21 protein-coding genes are annotated in these 24,746 nt (G+C 42.4%); 8 read left to right on the top strand and 13 right to left on the bottom strand.

The genetic code is table 11. From position 1 onward, the window contains the following. Window positions 1-40: 40 nt before the first annotated feature. The 6 genes from H5073_RS06690 to ubiD all read right to left on the bottom strand — a co-directional run bounded on the left by H5073_RS06690 (window position 41) and on the right by ubiD (window position 7,129). Complete coding sequence (locus H5073_RS06690; RefSeq protein WP_182678195.1) at window positions 41-733, bottom strand: hypothetical protein; 693 nt, start codon at window positions 731-733, stop codon at window positions 41-43. Window positions 734-922: 189 nt separating this feature from the next. Then, on the bottom strand, window positions 923-1,747 hold the full coding sequence (locus H5073_RS06685; protein ID WP_182678193.1) for a hydratase: 825 nt from the start codon (window positions 1,745-1,747) through the stop codon (window positions 923-925). 207 nt (window positions 1,748-1,954) lie between these two features. Continuing rightward, window positions 1,955-3,865: a methyl-accepting chemotaxis protein gene (locus tag H5073_RS06680; RefSeq protein ID WP_310734234.1), complete on the bottom strand. Its 1,911-nt coding sequence runs from the start codon at window positions 3,863-3,865 to the stop codon at window positions 1,955-1,957. A 306-nt stretch (window positions 3,866-4,171) separates the two neighbouring features. After that, window positions 4,172-4,750 carry a nucleoside triphosphate pyrophosphohydrolase family protein gene (locus H5073_RS06675; protein WP_182678192.1) on the bottom strand — a complete coding sequence of 193 codons (579 nt, stop codon included), beginning with the start codon at window positions 4,748-4,750 and terminating at the stop codon, window positions 4,172-4,174. 98 nt (window positions 4,751-4,848) lie between these two features. Then, on the bottom strand, window positions 4,849-5,547 hold the full coding sequence (gene fre, locus H5073_RS06670) for an NAD(P)H-flavin reductase (protein ID WP_182678190.1): 699 nt from the start codon (window positions 5,545-5,547) through the stop codon (window positions 4,849-4,851). 118 nt (window positions 5,548-5,665) lie between these two features. Further along, window positions 5,666-7,129, bottom strand: coding sequence for a 4-hydroxy-3-polyprenylbenzoate decarboxylase (ubiD, locus tag H5073_RS06665; RefSeq protein ID WP_182678189.1), 1,464 nt, complete (start codon window positions 7,127-7,129; stop codon window positions 5,666-5,668). 139 nt (window positions 7,130-7,268) lie between these two features. On the opposite strand from ubiD, the gene H5073_RS06660 reads away from it, so the two are divergent. Next, a complete protein-coding gene (locus tag H5073_RS06660; RefSeq protein ID WP_182678187.1) occupies window positions 7,269-7,970 on the top strand; it encodes a hypothetical protein in 702 nt (233 codons plus the stop codon). A 4-nt stretch (window positions 7,971-7,974) separates the two neighbouring features. On the opposite strand, the gene H5073_RS06655 is transcribed toward H5073_RS06660, so the two are convergent. Both H5073_RS06655 and H5073_RS06650 read right to left on the bottom strand, forming a co-directional pair. Beyond that, complete coding sequence (locus H5073_RS06655; protein ID WP_182678185.1) at window positions 7,975-9,375, bottom strand: diguanylate cyclase domain-containing protein; 1,401 nt, start codon at window positions 9,373-9,375, stop codon at window positions 7,975-7,977. Between the two features lie 4 nt (window positions 9,376-9,379). Beyond that, the gene (locus H5073_RS06650) at window positions 9,380-10,372 is read right to left on the bottom strand and encodes an ABC transporter substrate-binding protein (RefSeq protein ID WP_182678183.1); all 993 of its coding nucleotides are present in this window, start codon (window positions 10,370-10,372) and stop codon (window positions 9,380-9,382) included. Between the two features lie 439 nt (window positions 10,373-10,811). Here H5073_RS06650 and H5073_RS06645 point away from each other — a divergent pair, with 439 nt between their 5' ends. The 4 genes from H5073_RS06645 (at window position 10,812) to H5073_RS06630 (ending at window position 17,363) form a co-directional block, all read left to right on the top strand. After that, the gene (locus H5073_RS06645; protein ID WP_182678181.1) at window positions 10,812-11,915 is read left to right on the top strand and encodes a phosphoribosylaminoimidazolesuccinocarboxamide synthase; all 1,104 of its coding nucleotides are present in this window, start codon (window positions 10,812-10,814) and stop codon (window positions 11,913-11,915) included. A 246-nt stretch (window positions 11,916-12,161) separates the two neighbouring features. Beyond that, complete coding sequence (locus H5073_RS06640) at window positions 12,162-14,300, top strand: TonB-dependent siderophore receptor (protein WP_182678179.1); 2,139 nt, start codon at window positions 12,162-12,164, stop codon at window positions 14,298-14,300. A gap of 114 nt (window positions 14,301-14,414) precedes the next feature. Further along, window positions 14,415-15,515: a PepSY domain-containing protein gene (locus tag H5073_RS06635; protein ID WP_182678177.1), complete on the top strand. Its 1,101-nt coding sequence runs from the start codon at window positions 14,415-14,417 to the stop codon at window positions 15,513-15,515. A 381-nt stretch (window positions 15,516-15,896) separates the two neighbouring features. Then, on the top strand, window positions 15,897-17,363 hold the full coding sequence (locus H5073_RS06630) for a methyl-accepting chemotaxis protein (protein ID WP_182678175.1): 1,467 nt from the start codon (window positions 15,897-15,899) through the stop codon (window positions 17,361-17,363). Between the two features lie 356 nt (window positions 17,364-17,719). Here the strand turns inward: H5073_RS06630 and pmbA are convergent, their stop codons facing one another. After that, window positions 17,720-19,063, bottom strand: coding sequence for a metalloprotease PmbA (gene pmbA, locus H5073_RS06625; protein ID WP_182678173.1), 1,344 nt, complete (start codon window positions 19,061-19,063; stop codon window positions 17,720-17,722). 272 nt (window positions 19,064-19,335) lie between these two features. On the opposite strand from pmbA, the gene yjgA reads away from it, so the two are divergent. Next, window positions 19,336-19,869 (top strand): ribosome biogenesis factor YjgA, encoded by a 534-nt coding sequence (gene yjgA / locus H5073_RS06620; protein ID WP_182678171.1) that lies wholly within the window; start codon window positions 19,336-19,338, stop codon window positions 19,867-19,869. 83 nt (window positions 19,870-19,952) lie between these two features. Here the strand turns inward: yjgA and H5073_RS06615 are convergent, their stop codons facing one another. The 3 genes from H5073_RS06615 to H5073_RS06605 are packed head-to-tail and all read right to left on the bottom strand — an operon-like array spanning window position 19,953 to window position 22,336. Then, the gene (locus H5073_RS06615) at window positions 19,953-20,900 is read right to left on the bottom strand and encodes an SPFH domain-containing protein (RefSeq protein WP_182678169.1); all 948 of its coding nucleotides are present in this window, start codon (window positions 20,898-20,900) and stop codon (window positions 19,953-19,955) included. Window positions 20,901-20,902: 2 nt separating this feature from the next. Beyond that, a complete protein-coding gene (locus H5073_RS06610; protein WP_182678167.1) occupies window positions 20,903-21,844 on the bottom strand; it encodes a slipin family protein in 942 nt (313 codons plus the stop codon). Window positions 21,845-21,856: 12 nt separating this feature from the next. After that, entirely contained in the window at window positions 21,857-22,336 is a 480-nt protein-coding gene (locus tag H5073_RS06605) for an NfeD family protein (RefSeq protein WP_182678165.1), read from the bottom strand. A 261-nt stretch (window positions 22,337-22,597) separates the two neighbouring features. On the opposite strand from H5073_RS06605, the gene H5073_RS06600 reads away from it, so the two are divergent. Continuing rightward, window positions 22,598-23,353, top strand: coding sequence for an outer membrane protein OmpK (locus tag H5073_RS06600; RefSeq protein WP_182678163.1), 756 nt, complete (start codon window positions 22,598-22,600; stop codon window positions 23,351-23,353). Window positions 23,354-23,427: 74 nt separating this feature from the next. Here H5073_RS06600 and udp read toward each other — a convergent pair whose 3' ends face one another. Continuing rightward, the gene (udp, locus tag H5073_RS06595) at window positions 23,428-24,186 is read right to left on the bottom strand and encodes a uridine phosphorylase (RefSeq protein ID WP_182678162.1); all 759 of its coding nucleotides are present in this window, start codon (window positions 24,184-24,186) and stop codon (window positions 23,428-23,430) included. Window positions 24,187-24,477: 291 nt separating this feature from the next. Here udp and H5073_RS06590 point away from each other — a divergent pair, with 291 nt between their 5' ends. Further along, window positions 24,478-24,693, top strand: coding sequence for a YdcH family protein (locus H5073_RS06590; RefSeq protein WP_182678160.1), 216 nt, complete (start codon window positions 24,478-24,480; stop codon window positions 24,691-24,693). Window positions 24,694-24,746 lie beyond the last annotated feature (53 nt).

Below are 24,746 nucleotides of genomic sequence, written 5' to 3'. Positions count from 1 at the left end.
GGCCGATACTTAAGTATTGGCCTTTTCATTATATGATTACCTAATCTGGCTGTGCATCTTTGTGAGTCTGCCCAGAAAAATCATCTATACCCTCAAGGGCTGCAAACCAGAAGGCTGAACTAATTAAACTAAACTCTCGGCTTCGTTCAGTTGCACTCACTTGCTCACATTGCCACAAAATACCAGTTGCCTCTTCGAAAATTTCACCACTTAGTTGGTCTTCATATAATCTGTGCATTAAGGCATCAGGGCTTAAGCCCACAGCCAATAAACGCACCATTGCAGCATGAGGCGGCTCGTCAAAAACAGTCAGTGCGTCAGCATCTGCAGTAATTTTAACACTAAATATCACTCCTGTAGGCTCGGCAAAAATGCCATTAAAGGCTTCCCTTAGTAAAGCGTAACAGCTAAATAGTTTGTGATGTAATTGGCAATCAGAATATTCTTCCCACATTCTATCACCTGCTAAATCATAGCTGAGCTGGTCAATTTTACCTTCAGCAAGTTCCTCTGAAAATTGATGAGTCAACACAACTTTAGCCGCTGCTGCAGGCTCTAAATCACTTAGAGACATCATGCACATCTCCCTGAGCTCTGTGGCATCCATTCCCTCAAGGCCTTCATCAAGCTCCATTAGCGCCATCAAGGCATGATAATCCTCGTTACTCCATGCATTAGGCAGTTTTGAGACTTTTTTGAAGTTTTGAATTTCTACTGCAAAAACCTGTTGCATAAATCTCCCCTAAGTAACGGTAATTACGATATTTTTGAATAAAAAATGTCTACCTCCAAAATAGATGATATTCATTATTAGTGCAATTTAACGGCTCATTTAACGAGAAAGAAAATAGGTGACTAAAAAAGTAACTTATAATCAATCTGTTGTGGCAAGACGGCGGTTATTGCTAATGTTTAACAAAGGCTATTTCGCTTTAAACTGCAGCTTAAACTGGCCTAACTCACCATAGCGGAAATGAATTTCTTGATCTAAAGGTAAATCTAATACTCCTGCATACGAGCCTGTGATCACCTGCTGGCCAGCGCTAATACCGATACCTTGTTGTGATAAAAAGTTTACCAACCAATAAAGCCCAGCTTTAGGATTATTATTAGGATGCTTTGCCGAATAACAACGAGATTGAGCGATAGTACCTGTACCTTGAGTCACTTCCAGTTCGAATGCTTCCACCAAGCTTAGCCCCCCTTCTTGGGGATAGTTGATATGAGGACCAAGATACAGACCTTGATTCACTAAACCATCAGCTAGAGCTTCAAAGTAACTCACTTCAGCAGGCTTACTGTAGCGACTCTGAATAAGCTCTAAAGCCAGGCGCACGCCTCCTATCGCGTTATCTATCTGTGCATTGGTGTATTCTTGCTCTTGTGGGGGTAATGCAGTGCCGAATTCAAAAGCAAGTTCAGGCTCGACTCGCGCCATATTTTTAGCTGATGGGAATAGCCGACATTGAGCGCTGATAGCTGCACTACTTTTAGATTCAATTATCGTCTCTGCGGCAAAAATTGGGGCCAGCACATATTTCGTATCCCCGAGTGCATTATCTACTACAGGAAGTAAACACTTCCAACCAATAACCTCAGTTAGCGCCTGCTGGCATACTTGTTGTGAAATCTGTTGTTGCAAGGCAAAGGCATCAATGAAGTTATCAGGCCTATCTGCTTCTGCTAACCTGGGGCCGGGTATCCCTGCTATGCGCCGTAAAGCTAAATCACTACTTGGAGTCATCATGTTACCGTTAGTTTTATTATTTAAGGTTAAATTAAAATCAAGCTGAAGTTCAAAAATAAAGTGTCATTATTGCCGTCATTTTTCAGCAAAATAAAAAGGCTTATCCAAGCTAATGTTCCGCTTTAGATAAGCCTTAATAAATGCTGCTTCAGTTATCATAATGCCATTTTGACCTAGGAAAAAATCCAGGCTCAATGGCATTAGATCTTATTCAAGTTTGAAACGTCCCACTACTGCACGCAGTTGCTGATTGGCATGATCAAGATTCAAGGTCTGTTTTAAGCTAGTTTGACCATTAATAGAGAGCTCATTTGCCATTTCACTGATGGCGGCCATATTACGAGTGATTTCACCTGAAACAGAGCTTTGCTCCTCTGCAGCTGTCGCTATCTGAGTATTCAAATCATTAATCTGATTTACAGAAATACTAATGGCATCTAAATCAGAAGCCACCATTTCAGTCGCTTCAGCTGTTTTTAGGCAAGTACCTTTAGTCACTTCCATGGCATCAATTGCCGCAGTAGAGCCCTTGCGAAGCTTAGCCAAGGTGCGCTCAATTTCAGCGGTACTGGTCTGAGTACGCGCAGCAAGCGCCCTTACTTCATCGGCAACCACCGCAAAACCTCGGCCCTGTTCACCCGCTCTTGCTGCTTCAATTGCCGCATTCAATGCCAATAGGTTAGTTTGCTCAGCGATATCACCAATCACTTTAAGCACATTGGTAATATCTATGGTGTCTCTATCAATATCAGTGATGTTACTGGCCGTGTTATCCATTTCACGCACCAAGCGCGCTACGGTTTCAGTCGCTTCACCGACCACCCTCTTGGACGCCATAGCTTGCTCATTAGTCGTTTGGGTGAAGGCTGCAGTTTCTGCACCGTTACGGGCAACATCATTAGCAGTAGCACTCATTTCTTCAATGGCAGTAACTATTTGTTCAGTCTCTGTGGTATGCGCGACTAAAATTTGGCTATTCGAATCAGTCTCAATTTTTAACCTATCAACACTGGCGGTGATAAGATCGGATGATTGTAGTACTTCTCGCATCATCACTTGGAGCTTGGAAATAAATTGATTGATCCCCTCAGAGATTTCACCTAAGTCATCCTGACTGCTTACAGGAAGCCGGCGAGTCAAGTCACCACTACCTTTAGATAAATCAGTAACCACTTCTTTTAACAATAAAATAGGACGATATAGAATGTGTAATAGCGTAAGCAGTAACGCGACAGCAATAGCAATCATAACCACAGAAGACACTAGCGCCTTGTTAAGAGCCTCACTTAAAGCTGCATAAGCTAGGCTTTTATCTACACTAATAAGTAAGTACCATTTTTTGCCATTGACCAGCTGAATAGCTTTGGAGAAGGCTAATTGCTCTCCAGAGTCCATGCTATATTCTTGCATCATTTGATCTTGGCTCAACATGGATTGCTCAACACTTGAAAGCCCTAAGTCACTAAGTCGGCTTCCGACTTTTAATCTTGGGGTGTTACTCGCAAGTACTTTACCTTTGCCATCGGTAATCGCTGCCGCCGAGTTTAAATAGGTGACGCTTTTAATGGTTTCAGCCAGAATAGTTAGTTCTATATCCACTAAAGCGACGCCGTCTCCCATCTCTTTCATAATAGAAATAACGTCATTCCCAGTGGTCGCATCCGCATAAACATCAGTAATATCAACGACCTTTACCTCTCTAGCTTGTTTATACCAAGGTCTTATCCTAGGGTCGTATATGTCTTGCTTAGCAACCCCATCAACCCAAGCTGCACCCACTGCAGTTGAGTAAGTACTGCCATTCTCAAAGCCTAGAAAGATATCTGTTACGCCACTGGTGGCTTTTGTTAGCCGAGCATAACTTGCAAAATTATCACGATAAACCCCAGCCTGATAATTACTCGCCAGCTGTTCCACCACCTTAGCTTTGGAGTGGAACCAAGTCTCGACTTTTCTCGCTTCATACTGCACCACTTTAGTTGATGTCTCATTGACACTTTCTATCGTGCTGTCACGGATCTGAATAAAAGACATCCAATTAGAAATTAACAAACACAGCGCAATAAGTACGCCCATCGAGACTATCAAGGAATTTTTAAAGCCGAGTAATTTATTCACGTTCGCCACCTATAAGGATTCTTATCATTTTAACTATAGAGAAACAGATAACTCATGCCTGATACCGAGCCTAAAGTCCTTTTAATCATGAATGAGCACTTAAGCTAATGTTAAGTTTATCCACTAACATCAAATTATTGCTGACGTTTTTAACTTTAGCCACTGACGAGACGATAAAATTTACAACTTGGGTAATATATCCCGTTTTTCTTTGAATTCCGCTGGTTACATTATGCTTAGAGCCAGGCTCACATTTATTGCAAACACGGATCTAAGCATAGTTCTATTCGCTTTATAAGAGATGTATTATCCGTTAACAATTGTACTCAGATCTGCTGGACGATAATAAACCGATTTAAGAACCTTACCCTGGCGCACTGTTTTACCAGCCATGACCACATCTTTTGCGCACTTAGCAATGATAAAGTCACCTTGCTTGCTACCAACAATTTCAACACCTTGCTTCGCATAAAAATCTTGAGTATCAACAAACTCTTGCTCATTACGGCAAACTTTACTCATATTGCTTGAGTGTACTTCATCCCAGCAGGCGATGAAGTTAACCCCTAAATTGCGAGCAACATTTAACAGTAAATCTATTAAATAGCTGACTTCCACTGTGTCTTTAACTTGGCTAGAGCCCAGATGCACTAGGCGGCCCATCAAAACATATACAGAATCAACAATGGCATCAGCTTGTTCAATCAAGCTATCGGCTTGAGCTAACTCTGTCAACTCCTCAATAATCAATGATGTATGTAAAATATCAGCTTTAGCATCTAAGCTGCTTTTATCATTGAGCGGTAAATCGAAAGTTTGGCGAAACTCGCGAATATCACGATAAAGTTGATCATAAAGAGATTGGCTTAATTGAGTAAATTCCATGATGTCCTCGGTACATTAATAATAAAAATATAATAAAAAAGCCGAAGAGCGACTTCGGCTTAATAAGCGTTCCCACGATGATGTTACAAATAGGTTATTTACTTAATAAACGCGAAAGCATCACCATATAAATAGGCTTCTTCGACACCCATCTCACGAAATGCCTGCCTTGCCGCACCCACCATATCAAAGCGGCCAGCAATGTAGATGTCATAGCCGTTTAAACTAACAAAATCTTGCTGAATTTGAGTTAATAGATTGCCTTGCTTGCCTTGCCAATCTGCTGGTGCATCTTCCACCACTGGAACAAACTCAAGCCAAGAGTGGGCCTCATGCCACTGGCGAGCAATACTTTGGTAGTACATGGCATCTTGATTACGGCAACCCCAATATACTTGAGTATGTACGGTTTGGCCCATTGCAATCTGTGCTTCTATGATGCTTTTAATGTAAGAAAAACCCGTACCACCAGCAATCATTAGTCTAGGTCTTTTGCTCTGGTGACGTAAAAATGCCTCGCCGGCAGGCGCTTCAATATCAATATGAGCCGCTGTTTTTAAGCGCTCCACCACCTGCATTGGATAGCTTTCACTCACAGCTGCACCTATATGTAGCTCAAGCAGTTCAGCACCTGGTGCTGAGGCTATAGAGAAAGGGCGCTTGTCGTTTTCTGCCATAACAACACTAAGATATTGCCCAGCCTTAAACTCAAAGCCAGCCTCAGGTTTAAGTAAAACTTGATAAACAGCATCATTAAATGGAGTGATTTTTTCTACCTGACAACGAATGGTTTTCATCTAACATCCTTTCTGCACCTTTAATTAAGGTCTGTACTTATAAATATAGGGTAATTGTATTTTTATGGGCAAACTTGATCTGTTTTCAACACAGATTAAGATCATTTCACCCCTAGGATTAAAGGCCTAATTGGCCCCAGATCTCATCAACCTTTTGTTTTACTTTAGGATCCATCACAATAGGTGTGCCCCACTCTCTTTGGGTTTCACCTGGCCACTTGTTGGTGGCATCTAAGCCCATTTTTGAACCAAGACCTGCCACAGGGGACGCAAAGTCGAGGTAATCAATGGGGGTATGATCGATCAATGTGGTGTCGCGGGTTGGGTCCATACGCGTGGTAATCGCCCAAATCACGTCCTGCCAGTCGCGGCAATTGACGTCCTCATCCACCACAATAATAAATTTGGTATACATAAACTGGCGTAAGAATGACCAAGCCCCCATCATCACCCGCTTAGCATGCCCTGGATATTGTTTGCGAATTGATATCACTGCCATGCGGTATGAGCACCCCTCTGGCGGAAGATAAAAATCAATAATTTCAGGGTATTGCTTGCGTAAAATAGGCACAAACACTTCATTAAGTGCCACCCCAAGCATAGCTGGCTCATCCGGCGGACGACCTGTGTAGGTACTGTGATAAATGGCATCTTTACGTTTAGTGATATGAGTCACGGTAAAAACAGGGAAACTGTCAGTCTCATTGTAGTAACCCGTGTGATCTCCATAAGGCCCTTCTTCCGCCATTTCACCCGCTTCGATATACCCTTCTAAAATGATCTCACTGGTTGCAGGAACTTCTAAATCGCAACTAATGGCCTTACATACTTCAGTGCGCTCGCCTCTAAGCAGCCCTGCAAAGGCATATTCACTCATAGAATCAGGCACTGGCGTGACCGCGCCCAAAATGGTCACGGGATCGCTACCTAACGCCACCACCACCGGATAACGCTCACCAGGGTGCTGCTCTTGGAAATCTTTAAAATCTAATGCGCCGCCTCTGTGATCAAGCCAGCGCATAATAAGCTTATTCTTACCGAGCAATTGCTGACGATAGATACCTAAATTTTGTCGTTTCTGCCTAGGGCCTTTGGTAATAGTTAAACCCCAAGTAACCAAGGGAGCAATATCATCTGGCCAGCAATGTTGAATAGGTAATGCCGTTAAATCAACATCATCACCCGTTATCACCACTTGCTGACAAGGAGCATTGCGTACAGTTTTTGGCGGCATGTTAAAGGCTTGCTTAAACTTAGGGATTTTAGCTAAGGCATCTTTAAAACCACTGGGTGGCTCAGGCTCTTTTAGAAACGCCAGTAATTCACCGACTTCACGTAGGGCCAAGGGATCTTCTTTACCCAACGCCATGGCAACCCGTTTAGCGCTGCCAAACAGATTAACTAACACAGGCATGGTGTTATTTTTAGGGTTTTCAAATAATAATGCTGGGCCGCCAGAGCGAAGTACTCGGTCAGCAATTTCAGTCATTTCTAAATAAGGATCAACTGGATAACTAATGCGCTTAAGTTCGCCATTAGCTTCTAGGTGGTCAATAAAGCTGCGTAAATCCTTAAAACTCATAGCCAAATGCCTATTATTTCAAACCCGTTATGGCGCGCACTATAGCATTTTTTATCTGCTCGAGTTAACTCAATTTGGCTACTCAAGTACTAGAGATTGGAGTAAACTTTAGCTATCTTAAGCGGCCTTGGGCGTCATTATGGCACACTGTAAAATAGCCAATGCTATCACGACACTTTCTCTGCCACTGCTTAATTTGAAAGCTTTCACGCTTTCCTCACTGTGGTTACTGTTATTTAGCAGCAACCCAGCTCAAGCAGATGAACCTAGAGTATCATTCAGTCAAGAATATCAACTTAATCATAGTGAAAGACATACCCACCGCTCAGCGCGGTGGCTAACTCCAAGGTATAATTCCTATGATTATCACACTCCCTATACCCATGGGGGATTATATCCCTATCAAGGCTCAAGACGTTATCCCTATGCGACTTCTGGCTCATCATTAAGTATCAGTTGGGGCAACAGCCCTTATTATCAAAATAGAGCTGCTTATCGCCATCCAAGATTGAGCCATTGGAATGGCTTTGAGGACAGTTTTCAAGATAGCTTTCAAGACAATTATGCCATCACGCCATGGCGTAATAACTGGCATTCGCCGTCATACCGACAAGCAGAAAGAGATGAGCAAACCTTAGCTGTGCAAAGTGCTCCTATCTCGCAAGTTAGCACCCAAATGAGCCATAGTAAGGGGTTAACAAGTTTACCTGCCAACGCTAGGGTAGTTCAGCAAGAAAATGGCACCGCCTATGAATGGCAAGGAATGCTTTATCGCTTTGATTGGGGCAGCCAGACTTATCAAATCATCAAAGAAGCAAGCACCAAAAAGCAAGCAGAGTAGCCATTTACTCCATATCTTCGAAGAAGTGATAACCTGTCTTCGAGTGCTCTTTGGCATGATACATGGCCGTATCTGCGGCCCTTAACAATAAACCACTAGTGTTACCGTCAGTGGGTAATAAGCTAACACCAAAACTAGCACCGACAGTCAACTGGTGCTCTTCCACCGTTATAGGCTCACTTATCAGTGCTTTTAATTGCAGGATTTTATTGACTACATCTTGCCGCTGAGTAATAACATCAAGCCAAATAACAAATTCATCACCCCCTAAACGCCCCACAATATCAGTATTACGCAGACTATTATGTATACGCTTAGCTATGGTCATGATCACTTTGTCCCCCACTGCGTGGCCTAATGTGTCATTAATGATTTTAAAGTCATTAAGGTCTATAAACAGTAATGCTGCTTGACTATGGGATCGTATAGCGCGGGCGATGGCGATATCAACTTGCTTAATTAATGCACGGCGATTAAAAATACCAGTCAACTCATCATGTTCTGCTAAAAACTTAAGTTTTAGCTTTTGTTCAGTAAGAATTCCCGTCTGCTTCTCTACCTCGCGCTTCAGCTCCTCCTTCTTGATAGTCATGCCTTTAAGAGAAGCTTTCATATCATTGAAATCTTGGGCAAGGCAAGAGAACTCATCCTGATTATTGACTTCAATTTTGCTGTTCAAATCTCCTTTTGCCAATAGCTTAACCCCAGTGACTAACGAATGAATGGCACTTTTAAAACGGCCAAGGGTCAGGTATGAAAAAATGGTTACCAGCAATGTCAGCAATAACAAACAAACCCCTGTAACATAAATTAAATTTCGCTGAATATGCTTAGCGCGCTGAATTGACATGTGATGCAAAGTAAATACATCTTCGGTCATTTCCTGAATAATCATGTTGTATCTTGCTTGCAATAAGCTAGCTGTAGTGGCTAAAACCTCCTTTTTTAAGGTTACTCCTCCACTCATTGACTGAGCTACTGCAGATTTATCTAACATTGGAGGCGGGGTATTTACTGCTGAGGCAGCTAATAATGGCGGAGTTGAGGTGGCAGCAGTAACAGGCAACTGGGTATTGATCAATGCACGGGTGTTGGTATTAAGTCGGTTGAGATTATTTAGCAATCTTTTCTGCTTGCTATCCCAATCCATGGGAGCTTGTAACTCTCGAGCTAAGTTTGCTTGTCGACTATTTAGCACCTTAAGGCTTAACTCATCAGAATATTCTTGATATATCCACAACTGGCTCCTTAAATTATCTATATTCAGTTGGATCCTCATCACCTGATCAAGCTGATTATAAATAAATTCTTGGTAAGAATAAGCCTTATACAAGGATGACCCTATGCCAAAAATGATTAGAGCACACAAGTAAACCGTCAGCTGTAGCCTCAATGAAATCATCATAGACTCACCAGCCCCCTCTTTGAGTGCTTATGTCTTCAAATGCTTGAGTATCGATAACATCACGAAAGTCTACCAAAATATCCCCAGGCACGAGGCGACTCTCCACTGCCCACTGTGCTTGGGTTTGTAAATTAGACACCAAGGCATTACCTAGTGATAGACGAAATGTATAGTCCCCCCATGAGTAACTAAGTTGCGACAGTGAGACTTTAAGCAACTGACTCACTTCTTGCTGATGCTGTAATGGCGCTTCATTGATAAGTTCAATAGCTTCACTTAATGCCAGCAAGATCCTTACATTGACTTCATTTTGCTTCAGATCTCGGCTTTTTTTGGCAATAAGATTAAATGAAAGGCTATATAATCCCTTAGTACTCAGTATCTGAGAAGCTCCTGCTGCGATTTGAGATACTTGATAGCCTAAAGGCTCCCAAGCCGAAATAATATCGACTTTACCCGCTAATAAATTCGGCACTAATTCATGTGCACCAAAATAAACCCTATCAATAAAATCTAAATTTTTTGAATTTAATATCAGAGTGTTATCGACAAAAAACTCACTCGCGCTACCTTTAATCATCCCAACTCTTACACCTTCGAGATCGGCAACATTAAGGTATTTTTCAGGAGTTAAACTAAGGAGTTTTAAGTCATTATCTGACTCAACAAAACTTGCCAATACCGAAAAGTCATCCCTAAAAAAACTGTTAAACATCACTACTGTTTCAGAAACAGTAGCAAACTCAGCATCACCCGCAGCCATCTGCTCAAAACACTTAACTCCACCACTGAGAATTTGAAGCTCAATGTTTAAGCCAAACTTTTTGAAGAGCCCATGTTGCTGAGCCACAAAAAATGGCGCCGATAACGGCGTATGTGAGACAGCAATGCGGTAGGTCGGCGCGATCTCTGGGTAACTCGCTGTTGCAAATACACTTTGGTAGATAAACAAGGCTGCTAAGCTAAATCCCATCAATATTAAGGCAAGTTTGGTCATTCTTATTTTTTTATGAAGTCTAAGGTCGCTTAAGTGTAGTCTTCAAATAAAAATTTGCCTGCCAAAGTACGGTATCTAAGGTACAGTAAAATAAGCGTTAATATCGTTGATGGTCGGATCCAATAACTTATCTAGCAACCTCAATAATCGCGCAGCTATGTTGAGCTTAAATACAGTTGATATTGTACTGAATAAAAACTAAGCACTGTGGCTAATATCAACATTCCCCCTCCGTTGGAATGAAGAGTAAATAACATCGACTCCCACAGATAGCCACAGATGTAAATTCACTAACTGGTCTTTTTTGCGATAAGACTTTACGCCTCAGAGTCCAACTTAGCCGATGAATAAATCCACCGTTCAGGCTAAAATAGCCCAGTTATAGCAATAGTATTAATCCTGCTTATACCACTTAAATTATTCTAAAGGGATCCTCGTTATGAGTCTTGCCGATTCTGTCTTAGCCATTAACAACGATTTACCCATACGTACTCAAAAGCCTGTCCATAGTGGAAAAGTACGCAGCGTTTACTGGTTAACTGAGTCAGATAGTCGCCGTTTGATTAAGCAAAAAGGCTACCAAGTTCCCCCAAATACTCCCCTTGCTATCATGGTAATTAGCGACAGAATTTCAGCCTTCGATTGTATTTTTCACGGCGAAGGCGGCTTACTGGGTATTCCGGGAAAAGGCGCGGCATTGAATGCCATTTCTAATCATTGGTTTAAACTGTTTGCCGAGCAAGGCTTAGCCGATAGCCACATCCTAGATATTCCCCATCCTTTTGTGTGGATAGTGCAAAAAGCTCGCCCCATTAAAGTCGAAGCTATTTGCCGTCAGTACATTACCGGTTCAATGTGGCGCGCCTATGCTAAAGGCGAGCGCGAGTTTTGCGGCATCACTCTGCCTGAAGGGCTCAAAAAAGATCAAAAACTGCCAGAACTTATCATCACGCCATCAACCAAAGGGATTTTAACCGGTATTCCCGGGGTGCCTGCACAAGATGATGTCAATATCAGTCGCCAAGATATTGAAGCTAACTATCAAGCTTTTGGTTTTGAATCACTTGCAGATATCGACCTCTATGAAAAACTTCTTAAAGACGGCTTTAAAGTGATTAGCGATGCACTGGAAAAATTAGATCAAGTGTTTGTCGATACTAAGTTTGAGTTTGGTTACGTCACAGATAAAGACGGCCAGTCTAAGCTCATTTACATGGATGAAGTGGGTACTCCAGATTCATCACGTATTTGGGATGGGCAGGCCTATAGAGATGGAAAGATACTTGAAAACTCTAAGGAAGGCTTCCGGCAATTTTTATTAACTCATGTTGCCGATGGCGATGTATTGCTTAACAAAGATAGGATGCCAGAGCGTGAGGCCCTAGCCCGAGATAATGCCCTACCGTTAGTGGCCATGATGGACGTGTCCCGCACTTATACTGGGGTGGCAGAAAAAGTCACAGGCAAAACGATCACCCTAGCAACTAACCCTAAAGCCGACATCATCAAAATATTACGTGAACAATATGATTTGATTGACTAAAGCAGCACGAAACACAGCCCTCTACCTTATTTAAGGCGCCCTAGGCGCCTTTTTTGTTGTTTATTCACAGCGTCTAATTGTTGTTAACATAAACATAAAGAATGTAAATGACAATGATTTGCATTTACTATCAGCTTGATTTGCTATACCGTGCTTGAGCGAAATTTAACCTGAAGGCCTATTAACTTCAAGATCCATAAACCAAAGAACAAGGACAGTTCATAACTCGCTGAAGATGATGACACTATGAAACTAACACCCATTTACCTCGCCGTAATAACTAGCATCGGCCTCTCTAGCCATGCCACCGCCGAGCAAGCCGTCTCACCAGAAAACAATGAAAATATCGAAAAAATTGAAGTCACAGGTCGTTATATTCAAGGCTATAACCCACACTCTGTCAGCGGTGCCTCTCGATTAGATTTAGCCATTAGCGACATCCCCCAATCTGTGTCGGTAATCACCAGCGCCCAGCTCGATGACTTTCAAATCAATGATATTAACAGCGCATTAGACACGGCAACGGGTGTTAACGTAGAGCGTATTGAAACTGACAGAACTTACTATACTGCCCGTGGGTTTGATATTACCAACTTTCAGATTGATGGTATTGGCTTACCTTTAACCTCAGGCAGTAACCACTCAGATGAAGACACTGCAATTTATGACAGAATTGAAGTCATTCGCGGCGCTAACGGTTTGATGACAGGAGTTGGCAATCCGTCTGCAACGGTTAACTTTATCCGTAAACGCCCCACCGCTGATAACATGCTGTCATTAAGCACAAGCTATGGCAGTTTTAATGACGTGCGTTTAGAAGCCGACGGTTCAGCACGCCTTAATGACACTTTTGCAGTCAGAGCGGTAGCCGCCAACCAAACTAAAGACTCTTATTTAGACAGATACCAGACAGATAAAAATGTTTTTTATCTGTTTTTAGAAACCAACTTAACAGATGACACCAATGTGTCATTGAGCCATAGCTACCTCAATAATGACGCTAAAGGTAACAACTGGGGCGCACTGCCGCTATTTTACACCGACGGTAGCGCAACCGATTACGCCAGATCAGCCAACACCTCTGCGAATTGGTCAAACTGGCAAGTTGTGAAAAACAATACTGTGCTAGAGCTAAGTCATTTTTTTAATGATAATTGGCGATTACGCGCGACCTACTCGCACAAAACCACAGATGAAGATACTGAATTATTCTATGTCTTTGGCACTCCAGATAAAATGACGGGACTTGGGTTAATCGGTTATGGCAGTGAGTACGACCTTGATGATAAGCATGATTTATTTGATGTGTATATCAATGGCGACATCAGTCTCTTTGGCCGAGATCACCAACTGGTATTTGGACTCAATCATTCAAAAATGAGCTATACAGACAGCTCACTTTATGACTACACCACAGGCAATGGCTTTCCAGCCATGCCAGATCTCAACAGCTGGAATGGCAACACGCCCAAGCCAACATTCAAAGATAAGCTCCGCGGCAGTGATGTTAGCCGCGAGCAGCAAGCTGCTTACTTTACGGGTCGTTTCAATTTAATTGACGATTTACATCTAATGTTGGGCGGACGTTATAACGATTGGCAGCAACGAGGCATTAGCTACGAAACCAAGCAAGATGCCGAGGATGGCGAGTTCATTCCTTTTGCCGGTGTCGTTTATCGCTTATTACCAGAGTTAGTGGCTTACACCAGTTACACTGAAACCTACATGGTGCAAAAAGAGTTAGACATTAACAATCGCATACTCGATCCAGTCACTGGAGAAAGCCGTGAAATCGGCCTTAAAAGCGAACTTTTTAATGGCAACTTGATAGCCAGCCTTGCCTATTTCGATGTAAAACAAACTAACTTGGCAAAACCCGATCCAATAACCGCACAACTACCTCCTACTGAGCAGCGCTATATCGGTATTGACGGGATCCACAGCCATGGTATTGAGCTTGATATTGCCGGCGAAATCTACCCAGGCCTTAATGCCAGCATAGGTTATACCGACTTTACTATCACAGGTGACGATCAAGTATCAGCCTATACCCCAAGTAAAATTCTTAAATTAGCCGCAACTTATGAATTTAGCAGCATCGACGGTTTAAGCCTTGGTATGAATGCACGCTGGCAAGATGATATTTATCGCGAACAAGGCGTAGTCGCCACGGGCTTTAATAATGCGGGAGAGAAAATTATCACCACCCAAGAAGCCTATGCAGTCATCGATTTAATGGCTAAATACCAGTTCAATGACAATCTAACTCTGGCCTTACATGCTAAAAATGTCACCGATGAGAAATACATTAATAGCCTCTATTGGGCCCAAGGTTATTACGGTGCTCCCGCAAATTACGGCGCAACGTTAAGCTGGAAAATGTAATTATTGACATCACTCTACCTGCCCTCAAGTTTAGCTTGAGGGCATTTTGCACCCTAACACATAGTAAAACCTAAGCACCAAGGCACTAAGGCACTAAGGCACTAAGGCATTAGCATGAGAAAAAAATTATTTAAATGGCACTCCTACACTGCCCTTATCACCCTGCTGCCATTATTGATCATCTCAATCACTGGCAGCATTTTAGTATTTAAAGTTGAGCTAGATAGCCTGCTAAGACCTGCGCACATGTTAGTTAACACCGCAGCAGATACAACGCGAGTCAGCCTAGACACCATGATGGGCACTGTACTTAAAAAAAACACCGAGTTTGAACTTGGCGGCTGGGAGCTATTTGACAACCAAAGCCGCTCAGATGCGGCGTACTTAATTAAACGTGGCACCCAAGACTGGTACAAAGTTTATATTAATCAATATACCGGTGAAACATTATCCCAACCACACATAATGGGACATTATCTGACAGATTGGCTACTTGAACTGCATTACACCTTTTTACTTCATATAACGGGCACCAGTTTTGGCTTTGTACTGGCTTTAGTCATGGTTTTTTTAGGAGTAAGCGGCATCATCCTCTATCGTAGATTTTGGGCAAAGTTATTCACCCTTAGGCTCACCGCTGCCAAACGCATATTGTTCAGCGATATTCATAAATTTACCGGTATCACCAGCTCACCTATGTTAATCATCATCGCTGCGACTGGGGCCTACTGGAACATAGCGAGTATTTTACATGAAGTCGATGAACACTCTGGGGATGGACATGTGTTCATTGAACAGCCATTACATGCGGCGCAGATTTCTTTTGAGGCACTCAAGAGCCAAGCTGAGACTCACATTCCGAGTTTTAAAGCCGGCTACCTTGCCATGCCCCATGAAGCAGATTTAGATATTGTCTTTTATGGTGACGTTGACACTAGCAACCCACTGCATAGTGAATACGCCAGCACTGTGGGTTTTGATAAACTCACTGGCAAACTTATCTACTCGCAAGATATTCGTGAGGCTGACATGTTAATGGTATTTTTAGACAGTTTTCGCAAACTTCACTTCGGCTACTTCGGCGGCATGCTAACCCGTATTCTTTGGTGTATTGTTGGCTTGATGCCCTTAATATTGGCACTAACGGGCACTTGTATGTATATCCTCAGGAAAAAGCGAGCCGCACTCCCACAACGACAAACTGCAACAATCTGAGTCTGCTTGAGCAGAGTCATCAATTATCATCTCACTCATATGCCAGTATAAAGCGGTGCTAGCATCGCTTAAGCACGCTAGATAACAGGTTTCACTCCAGAATGTCGCCCTTCACTTTAAGGGTTTGTTTAGCAGTGACGGCAACTAAATCAAACCTACAGTTAAACCAATAAATTAAGTTACCCATCAAACAATGTCACAATAATGATAAATATTAGAATTTTATGTAAAACAGATTAAACTAAAGCGCAAACTGGCCGAAAATAGATACAAGCTAGCGCACAATTTAGATAACAAGTTAATGACCTTGTGTGTCAAATTAGATTAAATTAATTTACTATTGCAAAAAATGATTCCTTGCTTGCCCATTTTGGAGAAATTATGAAGGAAGTAGATTTTAGAACAATTGATAGATTGTTCATTAAAATGTCAATCAATGATAAATTCTGGTCGATATTCAGTCTATTTATTGTCGTTTTACTGACATTATCCCTAGGCCGTTATCAGTACTCTATCAATCAGATAGAGCAGCAATCTGTAGTTGCATTAGAATCACAGTTGTCTGGCATGGTGCAGGCGCTAGAGACCACAGGGCAAACCGATAAATTTTCTCAGCTGGGAATTAATACGACTTCTGCAACTATCTCCAGCAGACAAAGAGATACCATTACGGCGGTTGCAAAAACCAGTGCTCAAGAATATGTCTCTCAAACTCAAGGGGCACCAAGTACAGAAGCCGATGCCAAGCAAGATGCGCTCTTTTCCTTATTGCTATCTTTCCTATGGATATTGCCTTTTTCGTTAGTGCTTTATTGGGTAGCAACCTTTCTAGGTGGTGCTTTGTGGGTACTGTGGGATACCACAGAAAAGATTGCCAAAGGCGACTTAAGTTCACGTTTAGGTTTCCACCCAGGTCGTGATGAGTTCGGTACCATTGGCTGCGCTTTAGACAAAGCTATGGATACGCTAACGGAACTGGTAATCACAGTTAAAGGCAGTGCTAAGACCTTACACACCACATCGACATCATTTGCTAATGAGGCGCGTCAGAGCGAGGAGCAAATTGATTCACAGTATGCCTCATTAGACTCTGTAGCGACTGCAATGGAGCAGATGACAGCCTCTTCGTTGGTGGTGTCTGGTATTTCACAGAAAGCATCACAACAAGTTGAACAAGATTCTGAATACATTAAGCAAAGTTATAGCCGCGTTCAGAAAGCAATAAGTGAAATTCAGCAGCTGTCTAACTATATTGAGCAAACATCAGACTCAGTCACCACCTTACAATTAAACGCCACCAAGATTAATGATGTAATCACCACCATTAACTCTATTTCTGAGCAAACTAATTTACTGGCGCTGAACGCTGCCATTGAGGCCGCTCGAGCTGGTGAAATGGGCCGTGGTTTTGCCGTGGTTGCCGATGAAGTAAGAACCTTAGCAAGCCGCACTCAGTCAGCCACAGTAGAAATTCAGGCTATGATTGCCAACCTGCAATCAGAAACCAGCAACATTTCAAGTATTACTCAAAATACCGTGAAACAAGCCCAATCAAGTCGTGAGCTTATCTCCAACATAGGTACGGATGTGAATTCGATTACGCAATCGTCACAATCTATTATCGACATGAGCTTCCAAATTGCGGCTTCAGCGGAAGAGCAGAGCACAGTTGCTAATGAGATCTCATCTGAATTAAGTGAGATCCGCTCAAAATCAAACACCATACGCGATCTAGCAAAACAATCGTCACATGGCGTCAAGGATTTATCTCAAGCATCTGAAAAGCTTGGTAAAATACTTGCCAATTACCACACTACAAAAACGGACTTTAAGCGCGAAATTGATTAATCCCGCGCTTAATTACCCGCAAAAAAATGCCTAAGCTTTGCTTAGGCATTTTTTATTACCGCGACATTCAGCAGCTAAGTTTAGCCATGTTATACCAATCCTTATAAATATCTGATCAGTTCAGAGCTCTGTCAGCGGTTCGAAAACCAGCCAAATTGGTGACGTCATAGTGGTGCTATGGCGAGACAATTTGGCGCAGTAGTCGCCCTGCTGACAAGCTCCCGCAGGGCGAGTTTATAAGGGGGGTATGCTGTGTTGCCCGATGTCGACTTATCCCGATAGGCCTTCCATCGGGCGCCTTGCCTCCCCTCCCTTATAACACTCGCTGAATGAGCACATATTTATGCGGATTGGTATTAATTACCCGCAATCTTCATTTCGCTTAGCAAAATACCACCTGTGCGAATAGATGAGCGTAGATCTCTATCCATGGCCACTCCCTGAATACCCATAAACATGTCTTTTAAATTACCCGCTATGGTGATTTCTTCAACTGGATATTGAATCACGCCATTTTCCACATAAAAGCCTGCCGCGCCGCGTGAATAATCCCCCGTCACACCGTTAACGCCTTGGCCCATGACTTCAGTGACAATTAAGCCCTTATCCATGGTTTTTATCAACTCAGCAAAGGTTTGATTAGTATGACTCAGGGTCCAATTATAAATGCCGCCCGCATGACCGGTATTTGTCATACCAAGCTTTCTAGCCGAATAACTAGTGAGTAAATAAGTTTCCAACTGGCCGCGATCAACGATGCGTCGGTCTTGAGTTGCCACTCCTTCACTGTCGTAGTTGGCGCTTGCCAAGCCAGACAGTAAGTGGGGCTGCTCTTCAATACTAAACCAGTCAGGAAAAATTTGGCTGTGCAATGAATCCAGTAAAAAGCTTGATTTGCGATATAAACTGCCGCCGCTAATCGCGCCAATTAAATGCCCCATTAGCCCTGTGGCTATCTCAGGCGCAAACAATACTGGCAACTTAGCTGTTGCTATTTTTCTAGCATCTAAGCGACTCAAAGTTTTCTCGGCGGCTTTAGCACCCACTTCTTCAGGGCTCAGTAAATCCGCAAATTTACGCGACACGGTATAGTCATAATCACGCTGCATATTACCGTCAGATTCTTCGCCTATCACCACACTACTTAAGCTGTAACGTGAACTGCAATAACCTTGTAAAAAGCCGTGGCTATTACCATAAACTTTAGCCGAAGTATGGGCATTGGCTGTGGCACCATCAGAATGCTTAATACGAGTATCAGCATCCACACCCGCTTTTTCGGCCCTAATGGCTAAATCAGCAAGTTCTTCGGCACTAATATCTTGAGGGTGATACAGCTGTAAATCACGGATATCCTTAGCCATTAAAGCAATATCGGCCAGACCGCTGAACGCGTCTTCTGACGTATAGCGGGCGATGTCATCAGCCGCTTTCACTGCTTCTGCAATAGCATTAGGACTAAGATCAGAAGTTGAAGAACTGCCTTTACAGCCACCACGATAGACAGTGATACCTAAGGCACCATCTTTATTAAACTCTACGGTTTCAACTTCTTGAGTACGAGTTGATACAGATAACCCCTGCTGCTTGCTAATGGCCACTTCAGCGGCGCTTGAGCCTAATTTTTTCGCATGCGCCAAAGCCACTGAAACCGCTTCTTTAAGGGCATTCAATTCAATATCTATGTTAGGTGATGACACGTAGTTACTCTTTAATTTAAGTCGACTTTTCACTAGCATAGCAAATTCAATATATGATTGATAACTCCAGCATCAGCATTCATCGCAAACTTAATGCCTCAAGGTTATACAGGCCAAATTTACGTCTTTAAATCCCCCAAAACGCCTATCGCAATTCTCAGTAAAATGGCCCTTTGGCGCCCATAATCTATGGCGAATAGTCAGTATATTATCTGGCTTGCAGATCCTGATAAGTGATACTATTGGCAGATATTTATTTGAGGTTTATGATTATGAAAATCGTTGGCGATTCAGAACACTTTCAACAACCCTATGACAATGATGACGATTACGTCAGCCGTACGGGACAAAAAGTAGAAAGCGAAGCCGCACAAAAACTAGGTATGCGTTTAGTTGATCTAAGTAAGTCGCAATTGGCAAAGATGGAATTAGATGAATTCCTCTATGACGCTATTTTGCACTCTAAGAATATCAAAACAAAAACTGAAGCCTACCGCCGTCATCTACAGTACATAGGCAAGCTGATGCGTGGTTTTGATCCTGAGCCAATTGAAGCAACATTAGATAAAATTCTTAACAAGAACAATAATGAAAGCGCTCAAATACACATTTTTGAAAAAATGCGTGAACGCTTACTGAGTTTAGGCGATGACGAAATCAGTACCCTAATTGAGCAGCACCCCCAGCTTGATAGACAAAAGCTACGCCAGCTTGTAAGACAAGCGAACAAAGAACTCGCTAAAGGCCCAGACTCTAAGTCATCAAGGGAAATTTTCAAATATCTGCGTAGCGAAATCACAGAGTAATCTCATAAATTTACCATTATCCTCAAAAAAAGGACCTGATTTCAGGTCCTTTTTGTTTTTAAGCTAATGGTATTTTAAAAGGATTACTTATCTTCTTTAAGACCTATGCTTTGCAGCCAATAGTCAAAATCAACCATATTACCCGGCAGCACCACACGGGTATCTTTCTTACTCAAGCCTTCAAGCTGCTTTAAGTATTGTTCGCCTAATTGCATCCGCAGTGCGCTCTGACCACCAGGAGAGGCAATAACACTTGCAAGACGCTCAATAGACTCTGAAGTCGCTTTGGCCAAGGTTAAGATTTCCTCAGACTTACCTTCAGCCTCATTGATCCTGCGCTGCATTTCACCTTCTGAGCGGTTAATGGTTTCGGCCATCACACCTTCAGAGCGGTTAATTTTACTTTGCTTATCACCTTCACTCTTGGCCAATAATGCTCGGCGCTCACGTTCAGCATTGACCTGCATTTCCATGGCATTTTTAACTGTCTCTGGCGGTGTGATATTTTTTATTTCATAGCGATGCACTCGGATCCCCCAAGTGGAACCCGCCTCATCTAGCACCTCAACTACCTTGGCAGAAATAAGATCGCGTTCTTCAAAAGTACGGTCCAGATCTAAGGTACCTATAACAGAGCGTGTGGTGGTTTGCGCCAATTGAATAGCAGCATAACGATAATTAGTGATCCCATAGCTTGCCTTGACCGGATCGGTAACCGAAATATAGATCACCCCATCAACCTCCACGTTCACTTCATCACTCGAGAAGCACTCCTGCGGCGGCACATCTATGGTTTCTTCTTTTAAATCGTGGACATAGGCCACTTTATCGATAAAAGGAATAAGCGCGTGAAAGCCTGCATCTAAGGTACTGTGATATTTGCCTAAACGTTCAACTATATACGCAGATTTTGTAGGCACCAAACGGATAGATTGAAATAATTTAAGAATGAAAATAGCAAAAATAACACCCCAAATAATCATCACCACAAAATTAGTCTGCATCAGACCTGAACCCATTAATTCTTCCATAATTATGCTCCTTGGCCTGTGGCTTTATGGTTATCTTTAGCTGCAATAGTATTGGTAACTTGATCCATGCCTTCAAAAAAGCCTTCAAGTTTAGCCATTTCAGCCGGCACCACAGAGACCTGCGCTTCCGATAAAATGCTGCCAACTTGACCGATAAATTGCTCTTTTAATAGCATATTCATCGCATCATTACCGCCGTTAACCTCTAAGGCATTACAGATCATCTCCATCCCTTCCGCTTTCGCTTTCGCAATAATGGAGATTTCTCGCCCTTTACCTAGAGCCTCATTGATGCGTTTTTGCTTCTGACCTTCAGATAGATTGATCGCTTCTTGGCGCTCACCTTCTGACATATTAATCATCGCTGCTTTTTCGGCGTTAGCTAAGGTAATCTCAGCGCGCTTACGGCGTTCAGCCTCCATTTGCTTCTCTAAGGTGTGAATGACTTTGCTGGACGGGGTAATGTTTTTTATTTCATAGCGCAGCACTTTGATCCCCCAAGGATCTGAAGCTTTATCAATTTCTCTCACTATAGATTCATTCAAACTGTCACGCTCAGAAAAGGTCTGCGATAGACTTAGTTTGCCGATTTCAGAACGCATAGTTGTCTGCGCTAAATTAACTGCAGCTCTTCTATAATTTTCAATGCCATAGCTTGCAAGCTTACCGTCCATCACTTTTAAGTAAACCAAACCATCGACTTCTAATTGGGTATTATCTTTTGAGATACAACTTTGGGGCGGTACATCTAATACTTCTTCACGGGTATCATGGCGATAAGCCACCCTGTCGACAAAAGGCACTAGAAAATGAAACCCAGGCTTAAGCACAGTTAAAAACTTACCTAAACGCTCAATGACATGCACTTCTCGCATCGGCACTATAAGCATCAACTTATAGAGCACAAATAAAAATAATAAAAAACCTATAGTGAACAATAACATAACTAACTCCCTTTAAGATGAAACTGGATCTGTCTCTGGAAACGCACACGGCTCAACGATAAGCGCAATATTTTCTCGGCAAATTATCCGCACTTGAGTGCCAGCTTTTATTTCGCTGCCATCTCCTAATGCAGTCCAATCGGCGCCTTGAAATGTCACCCTCCCCGACTTTTCTCCAGGACCTATAACCTCTTTAACCAAGGCGATTTTATTATAAAGATCTAACTCTTCATCGGTATTATCTTGGTGTGAATCACCACCTATAAGTTGCTGAGTAATATGCCTAAAACTCAGTAGCAAGACGATAGACAAGATAAACCACAATGTGAGGCTTTGGACTATCCCTTCAACCACACCTATTGCCAATGCGCCAGCCACTAATAAGCTCGCGGCGCCAAGCAAAACCACTATGCCACCTGGAACAATAATTTCAGCAAGCATAAGCACTACACCTAAGCACGCCCAAATTAGAATAGGATTTGAAAACTCCATATTTCCTCCACTGCAAGTTGAAGACCTTTGTCAATCAACCGCTTATTCTTATATAAGAGAATTTACTATAACAGCAGATAAAAAAACAATCGACATAATATGTCATTAATTTACTCTTAACTCTGTTTCCTAAAAAATATGCCAATAAATACCGCCATTTGTGTTATTTTCTCGCCCCGAAACAAATAGTCGTATCCCTGTGGTAATAATTGAACCGCTATACTATTTTTCTTATGACACAAGTCCCATTAAGGTAACACAATGAAAAAATCATGCTTTGCACTTATGCTATTGGCAGCAACTGCGCCAACCCATGCAGACGATTTAATCCACTGGTGGGATGTAAGCGGTACCTTCCTCTATGGTGATAATTACGATTTGGCCCCTTCGGATAATCAAACCACATTAACCTTTGAAACTGCTGGCGGCTGGAAATACGGTGATTGGTTTATGTTCCAAGATGTCACCTATTACAACAGTGACAATTTCGGTGTAACCTCAACCACTTATGGTGAAATAGCCCCTCGCTTCAGCCTAGGAAAAATCACAGACCAGGCGCTTAAGTTCGGCCCAGTAACCGATGTCTCTATTGCACTCACCTATGAAGAAGGTGAAGGCCCAGTGCAAAGCTTTCTCTACGGCGTTGGATTGGACTTAGCCATCCCTGGATTTACTTACTTCAGTCTAAACACCTATAAACGCGAAGGGATTAGCACAGGCAACATCAGTGATGGCTGGCAACTGACTCCCGCCTTTAGCATTGACTTCCCCATAGGCAATGCAGATTTTGTTTTCGATGGTTTTGTGGATTGGGTATTCTCGACTGATAACGTCGGATATGAAGAAAACCTGCACATTAATCCCCAGCTTAAATATGATTTAGGCAAAGCGCTTTTTGGTGATAAACGAGCCAAAAAACTGTATGTGGGTATTGAATATGATTACTGGCGCAACAAGTATGGTGTCGATGGCATAGACCAAAGCACTTATTCAGTTATCGCGAAATATCACTTTTAACTCATAAATACTAGCGACAAAAAAGGCGCTCAAGGCGCCTTTTTTATTATTAATTCAGCAGTGTTTTAGCAAAATTACGCTAACAACTTCTTCGCTGCTGCAACCACAATTGAAACAGCACTGACTTCAGTTTTCTTCATGCTAGCTTCATCTGGAATTTCTTGCTGAGTACGGTTTACGATAACACCCGCCACACAAGCCGCTTTCCAGCCTTGAGTGGCACACATAGTAAATAATGTTGCCGACTCCATTTCATAGTTCAGCACACCCATTGACTGCCATTCTTTCATTGAACCAACATAGCGGCTAGTGATGCGGCCAGAAACCGTGTCGTAACGCTCTTGACCTGGATAGAAAGTGTCTGAAGACGCCGTAATACCTATGTGCGGCTCAAGACCTGCATCACGACAAGCAGCAACCATAGCCGTTGTACATTCAAAATCTGCCGCAGCAGGGAATTCAAGCGGCGCAAAATGTAAGCTCGCGCCATCTAAACGTACAGAAGCTTGAGTTACAATCACATCCCCCACATTAACGTGTGGTTGAATAGCGCCAGTGGTACCAACGCGTAAGAAAGTACGCACCCCAAGTTGTGCTAACTCTTCTACTGCAATAGAAGTCGATGGACCACCAATACCCGTCGAACAAACCACAACTGGCTTGCCATCGATGTAAGCTAAGTAGCTAGTGTATTCACGGTGGCTAGCTAAAAACGTCGCGTTGTCCATTAATTCAGCAATACGTTTGACACGTTCAGGATCACCTGGAACGATAGCTAACGTTGCACCATCTAACATTTTTTTGGTCAAACCTAAGTGAAATACATCCGACATTTTGTAAACCCCTTTCATTTTTGTATATTAAATTCTACTTACCATGACTTTAACCTAGTATAGAAACCGATTTGGTTAACTCGATCACAGTTATATCGCGAATAGCTAAATCTTAGCATGTTGGTTAATTACTTATTAACTGTAATTAAGTCATAACTAATGAAACTGATGTTTTTTTCCTTATCCGTATAACAAATCGACAATTATTGAGCTCGATCACGGATTTTGTCCTGCTGGTCACTTAGGTTAGTAGTAAGAAAAAATGACAATAACAGGATAAGGAGTCCACCTATGTTTCCAGAGTACAGAGAATTAATCACCCAACTTAAAACCTCTGACGCCCATTTCCTACGAAAGTTTGATGAGCACAATCAACTTGATGAGGAGATCAAAAAAATAGAGCAGCATTCCAGCAGCGATCTGACCCCTGAGGTAAAAGTGCTTAAATCCAAAAAGTTACACTTAAAAGAAGAAATTTTCACCATCTTACAAAACCATAGTAAGTAACTTAAGCTCTGAATAAACCATGTTAGCTCAAAACAATAAAGACTTATCAAACC

Source organism: Shewanella sp. SR44-3, from assembly GCF_014163735.1.
Classification (GTDB): domain Bacteria; phylum Pseudomonadota; class Gammaproteobacteria; order Enterobacterales; family Shewanellaceae; genus Shewanella.
Note: the sequence above shows the minus strand (reverse complement) of the source record. Positions and strands in the feature narration are given on the sequence as shown.